Source organism: Desulfovibrio sp. DV (assembly GCF_001936595.1).
Lineage (GTDB): Bacteria > Desulfobacterota > Desulfovibrionia > Desulfovibrionales > Desulfovibrionaceae > Solidesulfovibrio.
The window spans coordinates 1-19357 of the sequence record NZ_MLBG01000020.1; the positions used below are offsets into that span (position 1 = coordinate 1).

Sequence of the window (19357 nt, forward strand, 5' to 3'; positions counted from 1 at the left end):
CCAGGCTGAAGGCGACCTCCCGGTCGTGGAAGGTCTCCCGGTCGGCCAGGATGGTCCGCAGCACTTCGCTTGCCCGGATAAACGTCTGGATGTTGCGGCCGGTGGCGTCGGTGGCGAGGCCCAGCATGGCGCAGGCCTGCCGGTTGATGCTGGCAATGGTGCCGTCGCCGCCAAGGACGATGACGCCGTCGTCAAGGAGTTCCAGGATGATGTGCTGGGTGCGTACCAGGCTGCGCAACCGCAAATGTTCCTCGATGGCGTGGGCGGCGGCCTCCACCAGCCCCAGGGTGTGCTGGTGGAAGTTCTCGGTGCTGATGGCCAGATTGAGCGCGCCGAGAAAGCGGCCGGAGCTGTCGTGGATGGGCGCGGCCGAGCAGCTTAGATAGTGCAGGGAGGCGCTGTAATGTTCCGAGGCGATGATGTGGACGGGTTTGCGCTCGATCAAGCAGACGCCCATGCCGTTGGTGCCAAGCGTCGCCTCGTCGCAGCGGCGTCCCGGCGCACCGTAGGGGACATTGTTGAGGTCCTCGCTGGTGGCCGAGACATGGAGCACCAGCCCTGATGTATCAACTAGGGTGACCACGCTGCTCGAAAGGTGGATGGAGTGGGCGAGGCGATCCATGACCTGCTTGGCCGTCTCCACCAGTTCCCGGTTTTCGGCCACGGCCCGGGACAGCCCGTCCTGGTCGATGGGGCAAAGCGCCAGGGTGTCGCGCGGGAACCCGGCCCGGCGGCAGCGCAGCCAGGAGTCGAGGATGGCCGGACGCACCACGGCCGTGTCCACGTCCATGCCGGCCATGAACCGCCGCCATTGGGCCGAGACGGCGATGATGCGTTCCCTGGAGAGCGGGAGATGGACTGTGGACACCATGGGCGTGCCTCCCTTGCAAAGTCGCCTGTCTGTCGGGGCACGGCCAGGATACGGCCAAGCCGGCGGTAATTCAAGATAGAGTGGCCTGATCCATTGCCTTTCCCGGGCCAAGCGATTACCCGATTATGCGGCAGGCCAGCCTGCCCTACAATATTATGACAACGCCGCGCAGTATTCTCAAACGGGTCTTCGGCCACGACCGCTTCAAGGGTCCCCAGGAAACCGTCATCGACCACGTGCTGGCCGGCGGCGACGGGCTGGTCCTTATGCCGACCGGCGGCGGCAAGTCGCTGTGCTACCAGATCCCGGCCATGCTGCGTCCGGGCACGGCAATAGTGATCTCCCCGCTCATTGCCCTGATGCGCGATCAGGTGCAGGCGCTTTCCGCCCTGGGGGTTGCAGCCGAGTGCCTGCATTCCGCCCTGGCTCCGGGTGCGGCCCGGGAGGTGGTGGACAAACTGCGCCGGGGCAGCCTCGACATCCTCTATACGGCGCCGGAACGCTTCATGTCTCCGGGTTTTGCCCAGCTTTTGGCCGGCCTGCCCCTGGCCCTTTTCGCCATCGACGAAGCCCACTGCGTTTCCCAGTGGGGCCATGATTTCCGGCCGGAATACCTGCAGCTGGCCAGCATTGCCCAGGATTTTCCCGGTGTGCCGCGTCTGGCCCTGACCGCCACGGCCGACGGCCCCACCCGGGCCGACATCTTGGCCCGCCTGGACCTCGGCCACGCCCGGATTTTTGCCACCGGCTTTGACCGGCCAAACATCCGCTACATCGTCGAACCCAAGGACCACCCCCGGCGGCGACTTCTACAATTCATAAGCGAGGAGCATCCCGGCCAGTCGGGCATTGTCTACCGCCTGTCGCGGCAAAAGGTCGAGGACATGGCCGATTGGCTGACCGACCATGGCGTGCCGGCCCTGGCTTACCACGCCGGTCTGGCTCCGGCCGAGCGCGACCGCCGGCAGGACCGGTTCATGCGCGAGGAAGGGCTGGTCATGACCGCGACGGTGGCCTTCGGCATGGGCGTGGACAAGCCCGACGTGCGTTTTGTGGCTCATCTCGACCCGCCCAAGAGCCTGGAGGCCTACCACCAGGAGACCGGCCGGGCCGGGCGGGACGGCGAACCGGCCACGGCGCTCATGCTCTACAGCCCCGGCGATTTCGCCTCGCTGCGCCGGCTCATTGCCCCGGAGGGCGGGGAGGGGACGCGCACGCGCATTGAGCTGTCCAAGCTCGACGCCCTGGCCGGCTACTGCGAGGCCGACGCCTGCCGCCGCCAGACCCTGCTCGGCTATTTCGGCCAGAACATGCCCGACCCGTGCGGCAACTGCGACATCTGCTCCGACCCGACCGAGCCGACCGATGCCAGCATCGCGGCCCAGAAGGCGTTATCGTGCGTGTTTCGCACCGGCCAGCGTTTCGGGGCCGGGCACTTGGTTGACGTGCTCCTGGGCAAGCCCACCACCCGGGTGGTGCGCCTGGGCCACGACGCGGTGAGCACGTTTGGCATTGGTGAAGAGCTGACCAGGCTGCAATGGCGGGCGGTCTACCGCCGTCTGGCCGCCATGGGGGCGCTGGCCCCGGACGAGGAGGGCTACGGCGGGCTGGTGCTGACCCCGCTTGCCTGGGAAATCCTCAAGGGCAAGCGCGGCCTGACCATGCGGCTGCGGACCGATCCCGAACCCCGGTCGAAAAAGCGCGGCAGCCGGGGCGAACGGGCCGAGGCTGGCGGCCGGTCGAAAAAGAGCTGGGCCTATGACCATCTGGCCACGCCTGCAGACGAGGCCTTGTGGGAAGGGTTGCGGTCCTGGCGCTCGGAAACGGCCAAGGCGGCCGGTGTGCCGCCGTACGTTATTTTTCTCGACCGCACGTTGCTGGATGTGGTGCTGCTCAAGCCCGTGGACGCGGCCGGTCTGGCCGAAGCCGGCGGCATGGGGCAGGCCAAGATCGACAAATACGGCGAGGTGCTGCTCGCCATGCTTGCGGCGCATTACGCCGCCAACGGCCGGGATGCACCGCGTCCGGCCCTGCCGCCCGAGGCGTCGGGCAGTGGGCCGGTGCGCGAACCCGGTGATTCGGCGGCCAAGAGCCTGGAGCTTTTCCGTGAGCTTGGGTCTGTGGACGCGGTGGCCGAGCGGCGAAACCTCAAGGCGTCGAGCATCCACGGCCACCTGCTCGCCTACGTGGCCTGGGGCCGTTTATCGGCCGATGCCGTATGCGGCCTGCCCGATGATGTGCTTTCCCGGGCGCGCGAGACGCTGACCCGCCTTCGCCGCGAAGGGGCATCCGGCCTGACCCCGGCCTATGAGGCCCTTGGGGGTGCTGTGTCGTATGAAGCTCTGCGTTGCCTCGACGCGGAACTGCGCGCCAAGGTCCGCGACGGGCAGGGCTAGTCTAGTCCGACTGCGGCGGCTTCTTCAGCGTTTCTTCATAATGAGCCAGCCGGGTTGCGTCGTTTCGCGCCCGGGCGCGCTCGGCTGCTTCACGCAGTCCTTTGGTGACTTCTTCAAGTACGTCAGCATCATCCGATTTGCCGAACTCTGCCACCATGGCGTCGCAGGTGGTCTGGGCTTCGTCATGCCGGTCAAGCGCATCCAGGGCATCGGCTTTGATGGCCATGGCTTCGGCAAATGGAGCCAGCCACTTGAAGCTGTCGGCGGACTGCTTGTAGCGTGTCAAAATCTCTTCGCAGCCGGCCAGCGACTCAGGTGCGCGCCCAAGTTTGAGAAGGGCTGCGCTTCTATTGGCCATTGCGCTGGCGATAGCGTCGGAGAAGGCATTCTTGTCGGATTCCAGAAAGCGGCGGAGTGCTTCTTCGCTGGCAGTGAGGGCTTTGTCGTATTCGTAAAGGCCAAGGAGTGCGAAACTTCGAGATGAGAATGCCTCAGCTACCTGTTTCCGAATCCCTGGCTCGGTATCGTTGCCGAATCGTGCGATGACTGCGTCGTAGGCGTCTAATTTTTCTTGTGGCCGTTTGAGCTGCCCGAGGGTGAGGCCTCTGTTGAACATGGCCTTCGCGACCTGCTCCCGAATACCCGGTTCGGTATCGTTGCCGAATCGTGCGATGACTGCGTCGTAGGCCTCTAATTCCTCTTGTGGCCCTTTGAGTTGCCCGAGGGTGACGCCTCTGTTGACCATGGTCTTCGCCACCGGCTCCCGAATCCCCGGCTCTGTATCATTGCTGAATCGCGCGATGATGGAATCGTAGGCCTCTAATTCTTCTTGTTTTTCTTTGAGTTGTCCAAGGGTGACGCCTTTGTTGAACATGGCCATAGCCACTTCTTCTCGAATTTCTGGTCCAGTATCACTGCCGAATCGCGCGATGACGGTGTCGTAGGCCTCTAATTCCTCTTGTGGTCGTTTGAGCTTCCCGAGGGTGACGCCACGATTAATGAGCGAGTTGGCTGCATTCAACGAGGTTGTGTCTTTGGTTGAAGCAGACTTCAACCAGTAGTCAGCAGCATTTGATAAATCACCTGCATAATATGCAGCGAATGCTTTGGCAGACCAGTCTTCAGAAGTAAAAGTATTTTCAGGTTTTTCTTTAGTTGTGTCGGCAAGTTCTGTCAATTCTTCACGTTCTGAGTCGTCAATCGGCCCTAGGTTTTTCGATTGTATTATTTTTAATGAATCTATAGCTGCATGGTGTTTGCTATCGAGATCTTTTATGTGGTCATCAAGTTGTTTCTTTGCTTCTTTTTCGTAGATACGTATTTTATTATATGAATCAATAATAAACTGATCTATTATGGTGTGGAGTTTGTCCTTTTCCTCCTCAAACCATCTGTTGACGCCTGACCGTGCCTCTTCCACAGCTTTTTGATAGGTGAGTACACCGCCTACCGCGACGACACCGGCAAAAAGCAGCGATAAAATTGCAGAACTCAAGGTGATGCTAAAATTCACATCACTTACCCGGCTGTGTGCATCTGAAATACGATCCTTGTGCGACTCAAGCGTAGCCAGCGCATTGCCTGCATTGGTCTTCGCCATCTCAATCTCCGCCGCCTTCGCCGCCTGCTCCTCCCGCAACTGCCGTATCTCCAGTTCCATCCGCGTCAGTCGCTCGTTTACACTCTCGCCAGCAACAGGCACCGCGCTGCCAACATTCGCCGCCCCATCGCCGGCCTTGGCCGCAAGGCCGACGCCGGCCGTCGCCAGCCACACGAGCAGCCAGCCGGTCAACAGGGCTACGGCCAGTAAGGCCCGGCCACGTCGGCGCGGCAGTGCGTTCCCCAATGCGTAACGGTTTCTGGCGTGTCCCATGCGATGCTCCAGGCTGTTGGCAGGATGTATCGCCCTATACGCAACATTCCATGCAACGGCAATACGGCGAATTCGCAGTCTGGTACACAGAGGGCACAAACACAGTGCAGTGCCAAACACAGCAGGCAGGCGGGGAGACGTCTGAAAAAAACTGCAGGCTCGTCGGACGGGAAGGGAATCAGGCGAGGCGCGGGCGGGAATGGTCCGAACGCGGGGGCGTGGCGGGTTCGTGTCACCGTCCGGGCCGGGATGTGCCCCGGACCGGACGGTGACTCAGGCGATGGGCGTCGGCGTAGCCGGGCTAGATCTTGTTGCCGAGCTTGGCCGCCGCCGTCTCCACGTCGCGGGCGAAGCCTTCGCGGGCGGCGCGGATGCGGGCGGACAGTTCGGCGTCATTGAGGGCCAGGATGGAGGCGGCCAGCCAGGCGGCGTTTTTCGCGCCGGCCCCGTCCAGGGCCACCGTGGCCACCGGGTAGCCCGGCGGCATCTGCACCGTGGCCAACATGGCGTCCATGCCGCCAAGGGCCGAGCCGGAGGTGGACAGCGGCACGCCGATGACCGGTTTGATCGTGCGCGCGGCCACGGCCCCGGCTAGATGGGCGGCCAGACCGGCGGCGCAGATGAAAATCTGGCAGCCGCCTTCCTCGCACTCCCGGATGATGCGCTCGGTGCGCTCCAGGGTGCGGTGGGCCGAGGTCACGGTGAAAAGATGGTCGATGCCTAAAGAATCGAGCACCTTGGAACAGGGCCGCATTTTTTCTTCATCGGAAATCGAACCGATCAAAATGGCGATGCGCATCTATTTCCCCTCCCGTTTGCGTCCCTTGTCGCCGATATCGCGGCGGTAAAACGCGCCTTCGAAATGAACTTTTTCCGCAGCCCGGTAGGCCGCCGCCTGGGCCGCCGCCAGATCATCCCCCAGGGCCGTGACGCCAAGCACCCGCCCGCCCGAAGTGACCAGCCGGCCGCCGTCGAGTTTCGTGCCGGCCTGAAACACCTTGACCGCACCGTTGCCGGTGGCCTCGGCCGCCTCGATGCCGGTGATGGGCATGCCCTTGGGATAGCTGCCCGGATAGCCCGGCGCGGCTATGACCACGCAGACGGAGCTTTTGGGCGACCAGCGCACCAACTCCGGCGTGAGCTTCCCGGCCCGGCAGGCCAGGAAAATGGCCGGCAGATCGCTGTCGAGGCGGGCCAGGAGCGGCTGGCACTCCGGATCGCCGAAGCGCACGTTGTATTCAAGGACCTTGGGGCCGGCCGCCGTCATCATGAGGCCGGCATAGAGGATGCCGGTGAAGGGATGGCCGCGCTTGGCCATTTCCCGCATGATCGGATGGATGACCAGCTCCATCATCTCGTTGTAGCGCGCCGGCGGCAGGATGGGAGCCGGGCAGTACGCCCCCATGCCGCCGGTATTGGGGCCGGTGTCGCCGTCATGGGCGGCCTTGTGGTCCTGGCAGGCGGTCATGGGCACGGCGGTTTTGCCGTCGCAAAAGGCCAGGAACGAGGCTTCCTCGCCAATCAGCGCCTCTTCCACCACGACCGTGGCCCCGGCCGAGCCGAATGCGCCGGCCACCATGGACTCGTCAATGGCGGCGATGGCTTCTTCGGTGGTGGCGGCCACGGTAACGCCCTTGCCGGCTGCCAGGCCGTCGGCCTTGACCACCACCGGGCCGCCGATTTTTTTGGCATAGGCCCGGGCCGAAGCGGCGTCGGTAAAGGTTTCGTAGGCTGCGGTTGGTACGCCGGCCGCGGTCATGACTTCCTTGGCAAAGGCCTTGCTGCCCTCAAGCTGCGAGGCATAGGCGTCGGGGCCAAAACACGGCACGCCGGCCGATTCCAGGGCGTCGCGCAGCCCGGCCACCAGCGGCGCTTCCGGGCCGACCACCACCAGATCGATGCCCCGATCCTTGGCCAGGGCCACGATGCCGGGGACGTCGGTGTCGGACAGGGCGACGTTTTCGCCGCACGAGGCTGTGCCGCCGTTGCCCGGTGCGGCCAAAACAGCCGAAACATCGGGACTCTTGGTCAGGGTATGGGCCAGGGCGTGCTCACGGCCGCCGGAGCCGACCACCAGAATGCGCATCGCGCGTCTCCTTGTGCGGTTGTGCCGTCGGCTGCCGGGAGGGGATGCCCGTCCTGGGAGGCCGCCGGGAAAAACACCCCCGGGTCCGGCGCGCGGCCGGGACCAACTCTCTGACGGGGGAGGGGAAAAGCCTTACCAAGAAAAAAAACAAATTAGCCGCAATGGCCGCAAAATGCAAACGGCCGGGCAGCGGCAATGCGCTGCCCGGCCGGCCGGAGATGGAGCTAGGACAGGGCTTTTTGCGGCCCGTCCGTCCCGCGCAACTGGGCCATAAGGCTGTTGAGATCGTGGGCCTGTCGGGCCAGATCCGACACGGCCTGGGCCGACTGGTGCATGGCCTGGGAGGTTTCGGCGGCAATGGAGCTGATGGATTCCACGGCCCGGTTGATTTCTTCCGAGGTGGCGGACTGCTGTTCGGCGGCTGTGGCAATGGCCCGCACCTGATCGCCGGCGGCTTCCACCACGGTGACGATTTCAGCCAGGGCCGTTTCCGACCGGGCAGCCAGATCCGAGGCCGTGGCGACCCGCGAAACGGCCCGCTCCACCCGGGCCACGGCATCGGAGGTTCCCCGTTGGATGCCGCTGATGGCCTGGCCCACTTCCTTGGTGGCGTTCATGGTCTTTTCGGCGAGTTTGCGCACTTCATCGGCCACGACGGCAAAGCCGCGTCCGGCTTCGCCGGCCCGGGCCGCCTCGATGGCGGCATTTAAGGCCAACAGGTTGGTCTGGTCGGCGATATCGGAAATGACTTCCATGATGGCCCCGATGCCCTGGGCCTGCTGTCCGAGGCTTTGCATATTGTCGGTGAGGACCACGGCTTCTTCACGGATGGAGGCCACGGCGGTCTCGACCTCGGCCACGAGCTGCGCCCCGTGGCGGGCCTTGTCCCGAGCCAGTTCGGCACTGCCGGCCGTGGCCGAGGCGTTTTTGGCCACTTCCATGATGGTGGCGTTCATTTCCTCGACAGCGGTGGCCGTTTCCTGGACCCGGCCGTTTTGCTCCTCGGCTCCCCGGCTGGACTGTTCGATCTGGGCCGAGAGTTCCTCGGAGGCGGCGGCCACCCGGTCGGCCACGGCCGATGCGCTGGCTGCGGTCTGGGCGATGACGACGTTTTGCTCCTCGATGTGCTGCTTCTGCTCGTGAATCTGGGTCAGGTCGGTCCAAAAGGAAATGGAACCGAGGAGGTTGCTGTCGAGATCGTAAAAAGGCGTGGTGCGCACTGCGATCCGCAGCTTGCGGCCCGAGGGCGTGGCATAGTCGATCTCGGCGGCCAGGGGCTGGCGTTCCTGGATGGCCCGGTCCGAGAGGGTCTGGCGGCTGGCGTCGTTGTTGTAGAAAGCTCCGGAGCGCAGGCCGATGTAGGATTCGCGGGCGTCCCGTTTTTCCAGCAAGTCGCAGACTTCCTTGTTGAGCCACAGCATGTTGAAGTCCGGCCCTACGATGCCGCAGGGGGAGGGGATGCCGTTTAACACGCCTTGGGCAAAACCGAGCTTGGTTTTGAGTTCGCCGACCATCTGGCGCAGATGATCGGCAAAGACAGCCAGCTCCGCGCGAAACGAGCCGTTCAGGGTGGCGCTCAAATTGCCGGAACCCACCTGCCGGGTGAAATCGTTTAAGGCCAACAGCGGTCCCAGAACCAGACGGCGGTTAATAAGGACGATGACCAGCACGGCCAAGGCCGCCACTGCGAGCCCGAGGCCCATGAGCACCGACCGCTGCCGGGCGGCCATGGCTGTCATCTCGTTGGTGTCGGCGGACATGCACACAATCCATCCGGTGGTCGGGACCCGGCTGACACCCATAACCTTTGACTCCCCCTTCCAGTCGTAGTCAAAGGTGCCGTCGCGCTGGGCCAGGGCCTTTTGCGTGGATTCAACCTGGGAGACGTCCTGGAGCAACAGGGATTTATCCAAGGGGTGGGCGATCATGTGTCCGGAATCGTCAAGCATGAATCCATACCCGAGTTGGCCAAAACGGATCGGATCGATGGTGGCGGCGGTAAAGCGGTTCCACAGCGGGCAGGCTGCCACGCCGCCAAGCAGTTTGCCGTTGGCATCACGCACGGCCTTGGCCACGACATAGATCAGTTCATTGCCGGTCGTGGCCTTGAAGACGGATTTGCTGAAGACCAGATCCTGGCCGGCCAGGATGGCTTTGACGTAATCGCGTTCCTTGCGGTCGCCGCCGGTGAGATCTTTGCCTTCGCTTGTTCTGCCGGCGATGATGGTGCCCGAGGCGTCAAACAAGAAGAAGGAAAAATAGTCCTTGTAGGCGTCAACGTAGTTGCGAAGGCGCTCCTGGGCTCTGGCCGGGCTGCCGGCAAAGGCCTCCCGGATGGCGTCCTGGCTGGCCAGGGACTCTGCCACCGAGGCGGTGCCCTTGAGATAAATTTCAGCCGACTGGGCCGAGATGGCCGCAGCCTGGGCCAGGGATTTCTCCTGGACCGCCTGGACCATGGTAAAAGACGAGTTGGCGGCGTACAGAACCAGACCGGCAACGCCGGCCAGAATGGTGACGGCGACGGATGCGGCAATGATGGTGGTGATGCCTGCTTGACGCATAGTGGCTCCTTGGCAGTGTGCATCCTTGGGATGCCAGCGCGCTGCTTGATGTTATGGCTTGGTGCCACAGCAGACGATCACCACTCTGGGAACGAAAAGCGGTCAGCGTACGTTTCAAGAGCCGAATCGGCTTTGTCACGCGGCTTTCTTGGCAGTACGAAAACGTACAGGCAAATCCAACCGGGCACTCCTGGACTGTTGGAGCGATTGGCTTTGCAGTATGTTGACGCACTGGCGTCGGATGTGGGCAACGGCGCGAATACCTACTGTCAAAATGGGAAATTGGCAAGTGTTCTGCGCCCTCAATTTTCCTTAGGCCAGAGCTTTTTGCCCTCCTTTCTGTTGCTGCAGATTGTCGATAAGGACGTTGAGATTGTTCGCTAATTCTGCCAGCTCCCGGACTGCGACCGCCGATTGGGACAGTGTGTCGGCGGCGTCAGCGGCCAGGGTGTTGATGTCGCCTACAGACTGGTTGATGGCTTCGGTAGTGGAGGATTGTTCCTCGGCAGCCGCAGCAATGGAACGGACCTGATCGCCGGCGGCGGCCACCAGCTGGACGATGCTGGCGAGCGAGGCCCCCGAACGCTCGGCCAGTCCGGTGGCATCGGCCACCCTGGCCACGGCCCGGGCCATACGGGCGGCAGTTTCGTCGGCCCCGCGCTGAATACCGGTGATGGCCTGGCCCACGTCTTTGGTGGCGTGCATGGTTTTTTCCGCGAGCTTTCTGACTTCATCGGCCACGACAGCAAAGCCGCGACCGGCCTCGCCGGCTCGGGCCGCCTCAATGGCAGCATTTAAGGCCAGCAGGTTGGTCTGGTCGGCGATATCGGAAATGACGCCCATAATGGTTCCGATGCCTTTGGCCCGGTCGTCGAGTTCGCCCATGGTGGCGGTCAGGGCTTGCGCTTCTTCACGCACGGCGGCTACGGCCTGGGTGACCGAGGCAACGAGGCCGGCCCCATCCTCGGCCGTGCTCCGGGCTTTCTCAGCCAGTTGGGCGGTGCTGCCGGCGTTTCTGGCCACTTCCAGGATGGTATCGTTGAGCTGGTCCACGGCCGTGGCGGTTTCGTGGACCCGGCTGCTCTGGTCCCGGGCGCTGCCGCTGGCCTGTTCGATGCGTTCGGATAGGTCGGCAGCCCCGCGGGCCATGTTTCGGGCCACCTCGGTGGCCTGGGCGGCCAGACTGGAAATCAGGGCGTTTTGTTCCTCGATGCGGTTTTTCTGGGCAGTGATGCCGGTAAGATCGGTCCAAAAGACGAGGCAGCCCAGGAGTTCGCCGTCCATGTCGTAGAAGGGTGTGGTGTCCACGTGCAAATGGAGTTCGCGCCCTTGCCGGGTGTGGAAGTCAATGTCGAGGGACAGGCCCCGGCGCTCGCGCAGGGTCCGCTCGGACACGGTATCCCGGTCGGGATCGCCGTAAAAAAGCTGTCCCGTGATCTGGCCCTTGGCCGACTCCGGGGTGGCATCAAGGCCGAGCAGGTCGATGGCCTGCCGGTTGATCCACAGGGTACGGCGATCCGGACCGATGATGGCGCACGGGGCCGGGATACCGGCCAGGACGCCCTGGGCAAAGCCGAGCTTGTTTTTGAGCTCGGCCACCATGCGGCGTACGTTATCGGCCAGCTCAAGCAGTTCGAACCGGAAGACCCCGGCCAGGGGCGATCCCAGGTTTCCGGCGGTCACCGCCTGGGCGTAGCGACTCACTGCGGCCATGGGGCGCAGCATGAAGGCGCGGTTGGCCAGGGTGATGCCGGTGACCGCCGCCGCCAGGCATAGTGCGCCGATGACCAGCAGCATGTTGCGCTGGGCTGTGGCCGTGGCCGTCATCTCGGATTCATAGGCCGTCATCAGCACCAGCCAGCCCGTGATGCCGACCTTGGCCAGGGCCATGATCTTGCGCTCGCCCTTCCAGTCGTAGGCGATCACGCTTTCCTTGCCGGCCAGGGCCTGTTTGACGAAGTCCTGGTCAGCGAGGTTTTTAAGCAGCATGTCCTTGTCCACGGCATGGGCGATGACCGTTCCCCGGGCGTCGAGCATGAGCCCGTAGCCCCGGGTGCCGAACCGCAACGGATCGATAAACTGTTTGGTGAAGACGTTCCATTTGGGGCACACGGCAATGCCGCCCAGCAGCTTGCCATCGGCTCTGCGCACTGCCTTGGACACCACGAAGATGAGGATGTCGCCGGTCTTGGCGCTCATGACCTGATCACTAAAGACCATGTCCTGGCCGTTTAATACGCCCTTGACGTAGTCGCGGTCCGAGCGGTCGCCGCCGGCCATGTCCTGCATGTTGGCGTTAAATCCGGCCACCACCTTGCCTTTGGTATCGAAGGCGAAGATGGCCCAGTAGTTTTTGTAGCTTTCGATGTAGTTGCGAAAGCGGTCCCTGGCCCGGGCCGTATCGCCGGAAAGGCCGGCCACGATGGCGTCCTGGGTGGCCAGAGCCCGGGCGACATCGGCGGCGTCTTCCAGATAGAGGCCAAGCGTGTGGCTGGTGGAGGCCGCCAGTTGGGACAGGGCGCTCTCCTGGAGCCCGGAAGACATGGTAAACGAGGTGCGCGAAACGTAGAGAACCAGGATAACGATGGCCGTGGTCACAAAAAAGGCCACGAGCAGCGTGAGAATGGTGTTGATACTGGCCTTGCGCATACAGTCTCCCTGCATTCCGGGTTGGAGGACCCTGGGCGGAGCGTGCCGACAGCGGCTGGCAAGAAAGAGAAGGATCAGCCCCGGGGGGGCAGTGTATTATGTTACAAAATAACGACAAGTTTAACGGAAATACGAAAGGAAGGCCAATATAAAATGAAATCGTTACCCTAAAACCGGGCCGGCCAGAATCTGGCCGGCCCGTTAGCGCTGCCGTTGCGCCACGCGGGAGGGGGAAGGGGAGTGTTTCCCAAGCACGCCGAATGGGCAGGGCCTGGGGCTTTGGTTCCGAACGCCGCGCTAGGCGGTCAGGGCGGGCTGTCCGCTGCCGCCCTTGATGTCGGCGACCAGGCTGTTGAGTTCCTGGGCCTGGGCGGCCAACTCGGTGACGGCCTGGGCGGACTGGCCCATGGCCTGGGCCGTTTCCGAGGCGATGCGACTGATGGATTCGACAGCCCGGTTGATCTCTTCCGAGGTGGCGGACTGCTCTTCGGCAGCCGTGGCAATGGCCCGGACCTGATCGCCGGCGGTTTCGACCACGCTGACGATTTCGCCCAGGGCTGCGCCTGACCGCTCGGCCAGGGTTGTAGCCTGCTCGACGGCGGAGGCAGCCTGGTCGACCATGCCAATGGTCTCGGCGGTGCCGCGCTGGATGCCGGAAATGGCCTGCCCGACCTCCTTGGTGGCCTGCATGGTCTTTTCCGCCAGTTTTCTGACCTCATCGGCCACGACGGCAAAGCCGCGTCCGGCCTCGCCGGCCCGGGCGGCCTCGATGGCGGCATTTAAGGCCAGCAGGTTGGTCTGGTCGGCGATGTCGGAAATGACCCCCAGCACGGCACCGATGCCCTGGGCCTGATCACCCAGGCCCCGCATGGTGCCCTTGAGCTGTTCGGCGGCCTGGCGCACCTTGTCCACCGCGTCCACCACATCGACCACGAGCCCCGCCCCTTCCCGGGCCTTGTCCCGGGCCATGAGGGCATTTTGCGCGGTTTCACCTGCGTTTCTGGCCACTTCCAGGATGGTGGCGTTCATCTGTTCCACGGCCGTGACGGTTTCCTGAACGCGGTTGTTTTGCTCCTGGGCGCCCTGGTTGGCCTGCTCGATCTGGGCCGAGAGTTCCTCGGCCGCCGAAGCCATGCGGTCGGAGGTGGCCGATGCCTTGTCGGCCGTGTCGGCCATGAGCGCATTCTGGGCGGCAATGCGGGCCTGCTGGTTATGGGCCTCGGTCTGGTCGTTCCAAAAGGAGATGGAACCAAGGAGGTTGTTGTCCATGTCGAAGAAGGGGGTGGTCACGACATCGATATGGAGTTGTTTGCCCGAGGGCGTGACGAACTCGTTTTGGGCGGTCATGACGCTTTTTTGGCGCAGGGCCTTGTCCGAGCAGGTTTCCCGGTTGGCGTCTCCGAGGTAGAACAGACCGGATTTCTGGCCCTTGAAGGTCTCGGGCGGGGCGGTTTTTTCCAGCAGGTCGCAGATGGGCTGGTTGGCCCAGAGCATGGTGCAGTCCGGGCCGATGATGCCGCAAGGGGTGGGGATGCCTTGCATGACGCCCTCGGCGAAACCGAGCTTGGTCTTGAGTTCACCCACCATGCGCTCGAGGTTGCGGGCCAGTCCGGCCAGCTCGAAGCGGAAGCGGCCGGCGAGGTCTGCCTTGAGGTTGCCGTCGGCCACGGCAGCGGCATAGGTGGCGATGGCGGCCAGGGGGGTGAGCACCACGATTTTGTTGAAGATGATGATGAGGGCGGCCACGCCAAGGAGGACGACTGTTCCGAGGATGATAAGCACGTTGCGCTGGCCGGCGGCCAGGGCCGCCATTTCGGACTCCGAGGAGGTCATGCAGACGAGCCAGCCGGTCATGGGCACGTCGGACACGGCCATGTATTTCTGCTCGCCTTTGTAATCGTATTTGAGGATGCCGTTTTTGAGCGCCAAGGCCCGTTCGCTGATGGTCCGGTCGGCCGGTTGGGTCAGCAGCACGGATTTGTCCTTGGCATGGGCGATGATGCGTCCGCTGTCGTCGAGCATATAGCCGTAGCCGGTTGCGCCGAAGTGCACGGTGTCGATAAATTTCTGGGTGAAATGCTCCCAGAGGGGGCTGACGATGACCATGCCCAGGGTTTTGCCGTTGGGACCGGTGACAGCATGGGCGGCGACGAAAATCAGGGATCCGCTGGTTTTGGCCTTGAGGATCGTCTTGGTCACGTAGCTTTTCTGGCCGGCCATGATGGCCTTGAAATACTCCCGGTCGGCATAGGAGGTCGGCAAGGCTTCGCCGTTTTTGGTTGCGCCTGCCACAGGTTTTCCGGTGGCGTCGATGATGATGGCCGAAGCCAAATCCTCGGATTGGGTGACGACTTGTTGCAGCATCTTGTCCGCCTGCTGCGGCGACCCGTTCAGGGCATCGGAAACGATGGGCTGGGATGCGAGGTTCTCGGTCTGATCGATGGCGTTATTGATAAACATTTCGAGGACATTGCTCATGTTCTTGGCAGTTCCCTGCAATGCTTCCTCTTTCATGCTCAAGGAGATGTCGTGGGTGGAATTGGCTGTATAGACAATGATACTCGATATGCCGATAAACAGAGAGAGGATGACAGCCAGTGTCAGCACAGTATTAATGCCAAGATGTTTCATGATAGTCCCTCTTATAGGATGTAAAATAAAGGATTGTGTTGGATACCTTCTCGCGGAGGCTGCCATGTCTGGCGATTGCTTCCGTTTTGCGAGGTCACAGATGGACAGTCAGGTCTGGAGTCGGAGTCCCAAATACTCTTGGTCGCAGGTGCAGCATTTGGCTATCAAGTCGACCTTTGCCGTTGCTCATTGCGCCAATAGGAAAAATGGGGAAGTATTACCAGATTCCTTTTCTGGTACTATTTGACACCAAACAAATACCAGAATAAGGCGCAGAGGCGCAGAGGGAGTCTGTGAAGGAGTTTCAGCCATGCCACAGGGAAGGCCTCGGGCTTTGCGCCTCGAAGGGACTGGTGAAAAATTGTACATGGCGCTCAAACTCACGGGGCTGTCCTGGGGAACCCGGGAGGAGGCGGAACATTTCACCCGCAGTCGCCGCTGGCTCGATTGCGGTCTGCCCCGGAGCGTCAACACCGTGATCGAGGATATCCGCTCCGGTATTGCTGCCGAGCGTCTCGACCGATATCTGGCCTATTTTCAGATGCCGGCCGAGTTGTTTCTCGATGCCGCCGTCGGGGCTTATTCCCCGGAATTTTCCTGCGGGGTGCTCAAAAGCCGCCATCAGGCCCGGGCGGTCAGTCCCCTGGACCCCCGCCACGACGCCGTCACTTTTGAGCATCTCAACCGGCAAAACGACGAAAAGTACCTGCACGACCTGTTGCGGATGCTCGGCGGGGTCTACGATCTGGCCGTGCGCTATGAGCATAGCGACGCCTGGTTGCTCGGGGCGGCGATCATCGGCGAACCCACTGATGGCGGTCTGCAGGCAGCCGGGGTCCTGACCGTTGGCGAAGTCTCACTCGATTTTCACGCCCGCCTGTTTCGATGGCACAACTACCTGCACGTGCACTATGCCTCCATCGACAATCAGCTGCTTGGCTACATGATGACCCCGGATCCGCTGCAATCCATCCTTATCCGCCATCGCCGCCCGTTTTACATGAAGTTAAACACCCTCTCGGGGAATCTTATCCCGGCTCCTGAGCCGGACCGTTCCGTCATTTATGCCCTGCGCCAGGAGCCAGACGGCAGCGGGAGCATGTCGGAAGTCTACAACGCCCGGCGCGATGCGGTGGCGCGCCAGCCCCTGCTTACGCCGGACCAGCCCCGTTATGCGGCCATCATGGAAATGCTGGCCCGGGAAAGGGTGTTGTGAACAGCAAACGGCCCTTTCCGGTGCTGCCGGAAAGGGCCGTTTGCCTGGGAGCGCTTCCGAAAACTGACGAGCGCAGGACCGGGATGTGTCTAGGCGGTCAGGGCGGCCTGTCCGCTGCCGCCCTTGATGTCGGCGACCAGGCTGTTGAGTTCGTGGGCCTGGGCGGCCAGCTCGGTGACGGCCTGGGCGGACTGGCCCATGGCCTGGGCCGTTTCCGAGGCGATGCGGCTGATGGATTCCACGGCCCGGTTGATCTCTTCCGAGGTGGCGGACTGCTCTTCGGCGGCCGTGGCAATGGCCCGGACCTGGTCGCCGGCGGTTTCGACCACGCTGACGATTTCGCCCAGGGCCGCGCCCGACCGTTCGGCCAGGGTTGTAGCCTGCTCCACGGCGGAGGCGGCCTGATCGACCATGCCAATGGTATCGGTTGTGCCGCGCTGGATGCCGGAAATGGCCTGTCCGACCTCCTTGGTGGCCTGCATGGTCTTTTCCGCGAGTTTTCTGACCTCATCGGCCACGACGGCAAAGCCGCGTCCGGCCTCGCCGGCCCGGGCGGCCTCGATGGCAGCATTTAAGGCCAACAGGTTGGTCTGGTCGGCGATGTCGGAAATGACCCCCAAAACGGTGCCGATGCCCTGGGCCTGATCGCCCAGGCCACGCATGGTGTCCTTGAGGCGCTCGGCGGCCTGGCGCACCTTGTCCACCGCATCCATCACATCGACCACGAGCCCCGCCCCTTCCCGGGCCTTGTCCCGGGCCATGGCCGCGTTCTCGGCGGTTTCCCCGGCGTTTCTGGCCACTTCCAGGATGGTGGCGTTCATCTGCTCCACGGCCGTGACGGTTTCCTGGACGCGGTCGTTTTGCTCCTGGGCGCCCTGGTTGGCCTGTTCGATCTGGGCCGAGAGTTCCTCGGCGGCCGAGGCCATGCGGTCGGAGGTGGCCGACGCCTTGTCGGCCGTGTCGGCCATCAGCGCGTTCTGGGCGCTGATGCGCCCTTGCTGGGCATGCAGTTCGGTCTGGTCGGCCCAAAAGGAGATGGAACCCAGGAGGTTGTTGTCCATGTCGAAAAAGGGCGTGGTGACAACATCGATATGGAGCTGTTTGCCCGAGGGCGTGATGTATTCATTGTGGGCGGTCATGACGCTTCGTTGGCGCAAAGCCTTGTCCGAGCAGGTTTCGCGGTTGGCGTCTCCGAGGTAGAACAGGCCGGATTTCTGGCCCTTGAAGGTCTCGGGCGGGGCGTTTTTTTCCAGCAGGTCGCAGATGGACTGGTTGGCCCAGAGCATGGTGCAGTCCGGGCCGACGATGCCGCAGGGGGTGGGAATGCCATTCATGACGCCTTCGGCAAAGCCGAGCTTGGTCTTGAGTTCGCCCACCATGCGCTCGAGATTGTGAGCCAGGCCGGCCAGTTCGAAGCGGAAACGGCCGGCAAGCTGCGCCTTGAGGTCGCCATCGGCCACGGCAGCGGCATAGGCGGCGATGGCAGCCAGGGGGGTGAGCACCACCACCTTGTTGAAGATGATGATGAGGGCGGCCACGACAAGCAGGACTGCCGCGCCCAGGCCGATCAGCACATTGCGCTGGCCGTTGGTCGTGCTGGCAATTTCGGAGGCCGAGGCGGTCATGCACACCAGCCAGTGGACACCGGCAACCTGGGCCACGGCCATGTATTTGCCTTCGCCCTTGTAGTCGTAGCGCATGATGCCGTTTTTGAGCGCCCCGGCCCGTTCGGCGATGGTGCGGTCGGCAGGTTGCTGTAGCAGCAGGGACTTGTCCTTGGCATGGGCGATGATGCGTCCGGTGTCATCGAAAATGAAGCCGTATCCGGTCTGGCCGAAACGGATCGGGGAAATATACTGGCGGGTAAGCCGGTTCCAGTCGGTGCAAATGACCACCATGCCCCGCACCTTGGAGTCGGGGCCGTGCACGGCATGGGCCGTGATGAAATAGGTGGAGCCGGAAGCCTCGTCGTGGCGGATCGTGCTGCTGGTGTACTCGTCGTTGCCGGCCGTTATGGCCTTGAAAAAGTCCCAGTCCTTATAGGAAGCGGCCAGGGGCTTGTCGGATTTCGAGACCGAAGCCACGGCCTTGCCGTCGGTATCGACGACCAGGACGCCAAACAGGGCATTGGAATTTTTCAGGAAGCCGTCGAGCATTTTTTGGGCCCGGTCCGGCGCGCCGATGAGGGCTTCGAGAAAGATCGGAAGCGAGGCCAGGGTGTTGGCGTTATCCTTGCCGTTTTCCAGGCTGAGGCTGATCAGGTTGACCACGTCCGTGGCCGTGCGCTGGAGTTCCTCTTCCTGCAACGCTGTGGAAATGTTGGCTGTCGAGGTCGCTGCATAGGTGATGATGGCGGCAATGCCCAGAAACAGCGAGGCAATGACGGCCAGGGTCAGGACGGCGTTGAGGCCCAGTCGGCGCATGGCAAGTCTCCCGGATGCGGTGGATGGAAAAGGGGAGGGCTGTATGGAGTCGCAGCCAGCGCCGGCGTTCCCTCAACCGGCCGTTCGGCGTGCACTACGGTGCGTTTTGTCAATCTTGCAAAAAAGTATCTCCATTCCCCCGGATGGAAATAAGGAAAAGAAGCGGCTGAGGCCAGCGTTATTTTTTTTCTAACAATCACGCTTCATTACTGATTTGGTGCCAGTTGCTTGGCCTGGGGTGCCTGTTGGGCGCGAAAGCAGACACGAGGGTGACATTCGGGTGGTCAAACAGGGGTGTTGCGTGATCATCGGGGCTGTTTTTTTTCGTTGCGGCAAAGACCTCGGGGGAGAGGGGGGCGGCGGCCTGCGCCACGGGCAGGGGCCGGGAGAGGGCTGTACAACGGGGCTGTGACGTCGTATTTTCATAATGGAAAATAACACCGAAACTTGCCGATGTGCCTGCAAGCGTCCATGGAGATCGTCCCATGAGCAACGGCGTCTTCCTCGTTGTGCTGATCGCCCTGGGTTTCGTCTTCCTGATCTACTTCAACCGCCGGGCCAGGAACTATCAGGAACGCCATCCGGGCGAGAAAAATCCCGTCAACAAGTGGCTGACCGGCAAGGACGACGACAAGGATCAGGAATTGTAGC

11 protein-coding genes are annotated in these 19357 nt (G+C 62.7%); 3 read left to right on the top strand and 8 right to left on the bottom strand.

The genetic code is table 11. From position 1 onward, the window contains the following. Positions 1-871, bottom strand: an 871-nt coding sequence (locus DVDV_RS06930) for a GAF domain-containing protein (RefSeq protein ID WP_139311548.1), incomplete at its 3' end; no start/stop codon positions are given. A gap of 155 nt (positions 872-1026) precedes the next feature. On the opposite strand from DVDV_RS06930, the gene recQ reads away from it, so the two are divergent. Next, the gene (recQ, locus tag DVDV_RS06935) at positions 1027-3267 is read left to right on the top strand and encodes a DNA helicase RecQ (protein ID WP_075354002.1); all 2241 of its coding nucleotides are present in this window, start codon (positions 1027-1029) and stop codon (positions 3265-3267) included. Between the two features lies 1 nt (position 3268). Here recQ and DVDV_RS06940 read toward each other — a convergent pair whose 3' ends face one another. The 6 genes from DVDV_RS06940 to DVDV_RS06965 all read right to left on the bottom strand — a co-directional run bounded on the left by DVDV_RS06940 (position 3269) and on the right by DVDV_RS06965 (position 15067). After that, complete coding sequence (locus DVDV_RS06940) at positions 3269-5140, bottom strand: tetratricopeptide repeat protein (protein ID WP_075353971.1); 1872 nt, start codon at positions 5138-5140, stop codon at positions 3269-3271. A gap of 301 nt (positions 5141-5441) precedes the next feature. Further along, positions 5442-5939 carry a 5-(carboxyamino)imidazole ribonucleotide mutase gene (purE, locus tag DVDV_RS06945; RefSeq protein WP_075353972.1) on the bottom strand — a complete coding sequence of 166 codons (498 nt, stop codon included), beginning with the start codon at positions 5937-5939 and terminating at the stop codon, positions 5442-5444. Continuing rightward, positions 5940-7226 (bottom strand): phosphoribosylamine--glycine ligase, encoded by a 1287-nt coding sequence (purD, locus tag DVDV_RS06950; RefSeq protein WP_075353973.1) that lies wholly within the window; start codon positions 7224-7226, stop codon positions 5940-5942. A gap of 224 nt (positions 7227-7450) precedes the next feature. After that, a complete protein-coding gene (locus DVDV_RS06955) occupies positions 7451-9787 on the bottom strand; it encodes a methyl-accepting chemotaxis protein (protein ID WP_075353974.1) in 2337 nt (778 codons plus the stop codon). Between the two features lie 312 nt (positions 9788-10099). Beyond that, on the bottom strand, positions 10100-12436 hold the full coding sequence (locus DVDV_RS06960; RefSeq protein ID WP_075353975.1) for a methyl-accepting chemotaxis protein: 2337 nt from the start codon (positions 12434-12436) through the stop codon (positions 10100-10102). Positions 12437-12733: 297 nt separating this feature from the next. Continuing rightward, on the bottom strand, positions 12734-15067 hold the full coding sequence (locus DVDV_RS06965) for a methyl-accepting chemotaxis protein (RefSeq protein WP_075353976.1): 2334 nt from the start codon (positions 15065-15067) through the stop codon (positions 12734-12736). 310 nt (positions 15068-15377) lie between these two features. Here DVDV_RS06965 and DVDV_RS06970 point away from each other — a divergent pair, with 310 nt between their 5' ends. Beyond that, complete coding sequence (locus DVDV_RS06970) at positions 15378-16283, top strand: hypothetical protein (RefSeq protein WP_075353977.1); 906 nt, start codon at positions 15378-15380, stop codon at positions 16281-16283. 89 nt (positions 16284-16372) lie between these two features. Here the strand turns inward: DVDV_RS06970 and DVDV_RS06975 are convergent, their stop codons facing one another. Then, positions 16373-18706, bottom strand: a complete 2334-nt coding sequence (locus DVDV_RS06975) for a methyl-accepting chemotaxis protein (RefSeq protein WP_075353978.1) — start codon at positions 18704-18706, stop codon at positions 16373-16375. 485 nt (positions 18707-19191) lie between these two features. Between DVDV_RS06975 and DVDV_RS06980 the strand changes: the two genes are divergently transcribed. After that, a complete protein-coding gene (locus DVDV_RS06980; protein ID WP_075353979.1) occupies positions 19192-19356 on the top strand; it encodes a nucleoside transporter in 165 nt (54 codons plus the stop codon). Position 19357 lies beyond the last annotated feature (1 nt).

Excerpts from the sequence above, each read along its gene's own strand:
- recQ (WP_075354002.1), top strand. The coding sequence starts at position 1,027 with ATGACAACGCCGCGCAGTATTCTCAAACGGGTCTTCGGCCACGACCGC.
- DVDV_RS06940 (WP_075353971.1), bottom strand. The coding sequence starts at position 5,140 with ATGGGACACGCCAGAAACCGTTACGCATTGGGGAACGCACTGCCGCGC.
- purE (WP_075353972.1), bottom strand. The coding sequence starts at position 5,939 with ATGCGCATCGCCATTTTGATCGGTTCGATTTCCGATGAAGAAAAAATG.
- purD (WP_075353973.1), bottom strand. The coding sequence starts at position 7,226 with ATGCGCATTCTGGTGGTCGGCTCCGGCGGCCGTGAGCACGCCCTGGCC.
- DVDV_RS06955 (WP_075353974.1), bottom strand. The coding sequence starts at position 9,787 with ATGCGTCAAGCAGGCATCACCACCATCATTGCCGCATCCGTCGCCGTC.
- DVDV_RS06960 (WP_075353975.1), bottom strand. The coding sequence starts at position 12,436 with ATGCGCAAGGCCAGTATCAACACCATTCTCACGCTGCTCGTGGCCTTT.
- DVDV_RS06965 (WP_075353976.1), bottom strand. The coding sequence starts at position 15,067 with ATGAAACATCTTGGCATTAATACTGTGCTGACACTGGCTGTCATCCTC.
- DVDV_RS06970 (WP_075353977.1), top strand. The coding sequence starts at position 15,378 with ATGCCACAGGGAAGGCCTCGGGCTTTGCGCCTCGAAGGGACTGGTGAA.
- DVDV_RS06975 (WP_075353978.1), bottom strand. The coding sequence starts at position 18,706 with ATGCGCCGACTGGGCCTCAACGCCGTCCTGACCCTGGCCGTCATTGCC.
- DVDV_RS06980 (WP_075353979.1), top strand. The coding sequence starts at position 19,192 with ATGAGCAACGGCGTCTTCCTCGTTGTGCTGATCGCCCTGGGTTTCGTC.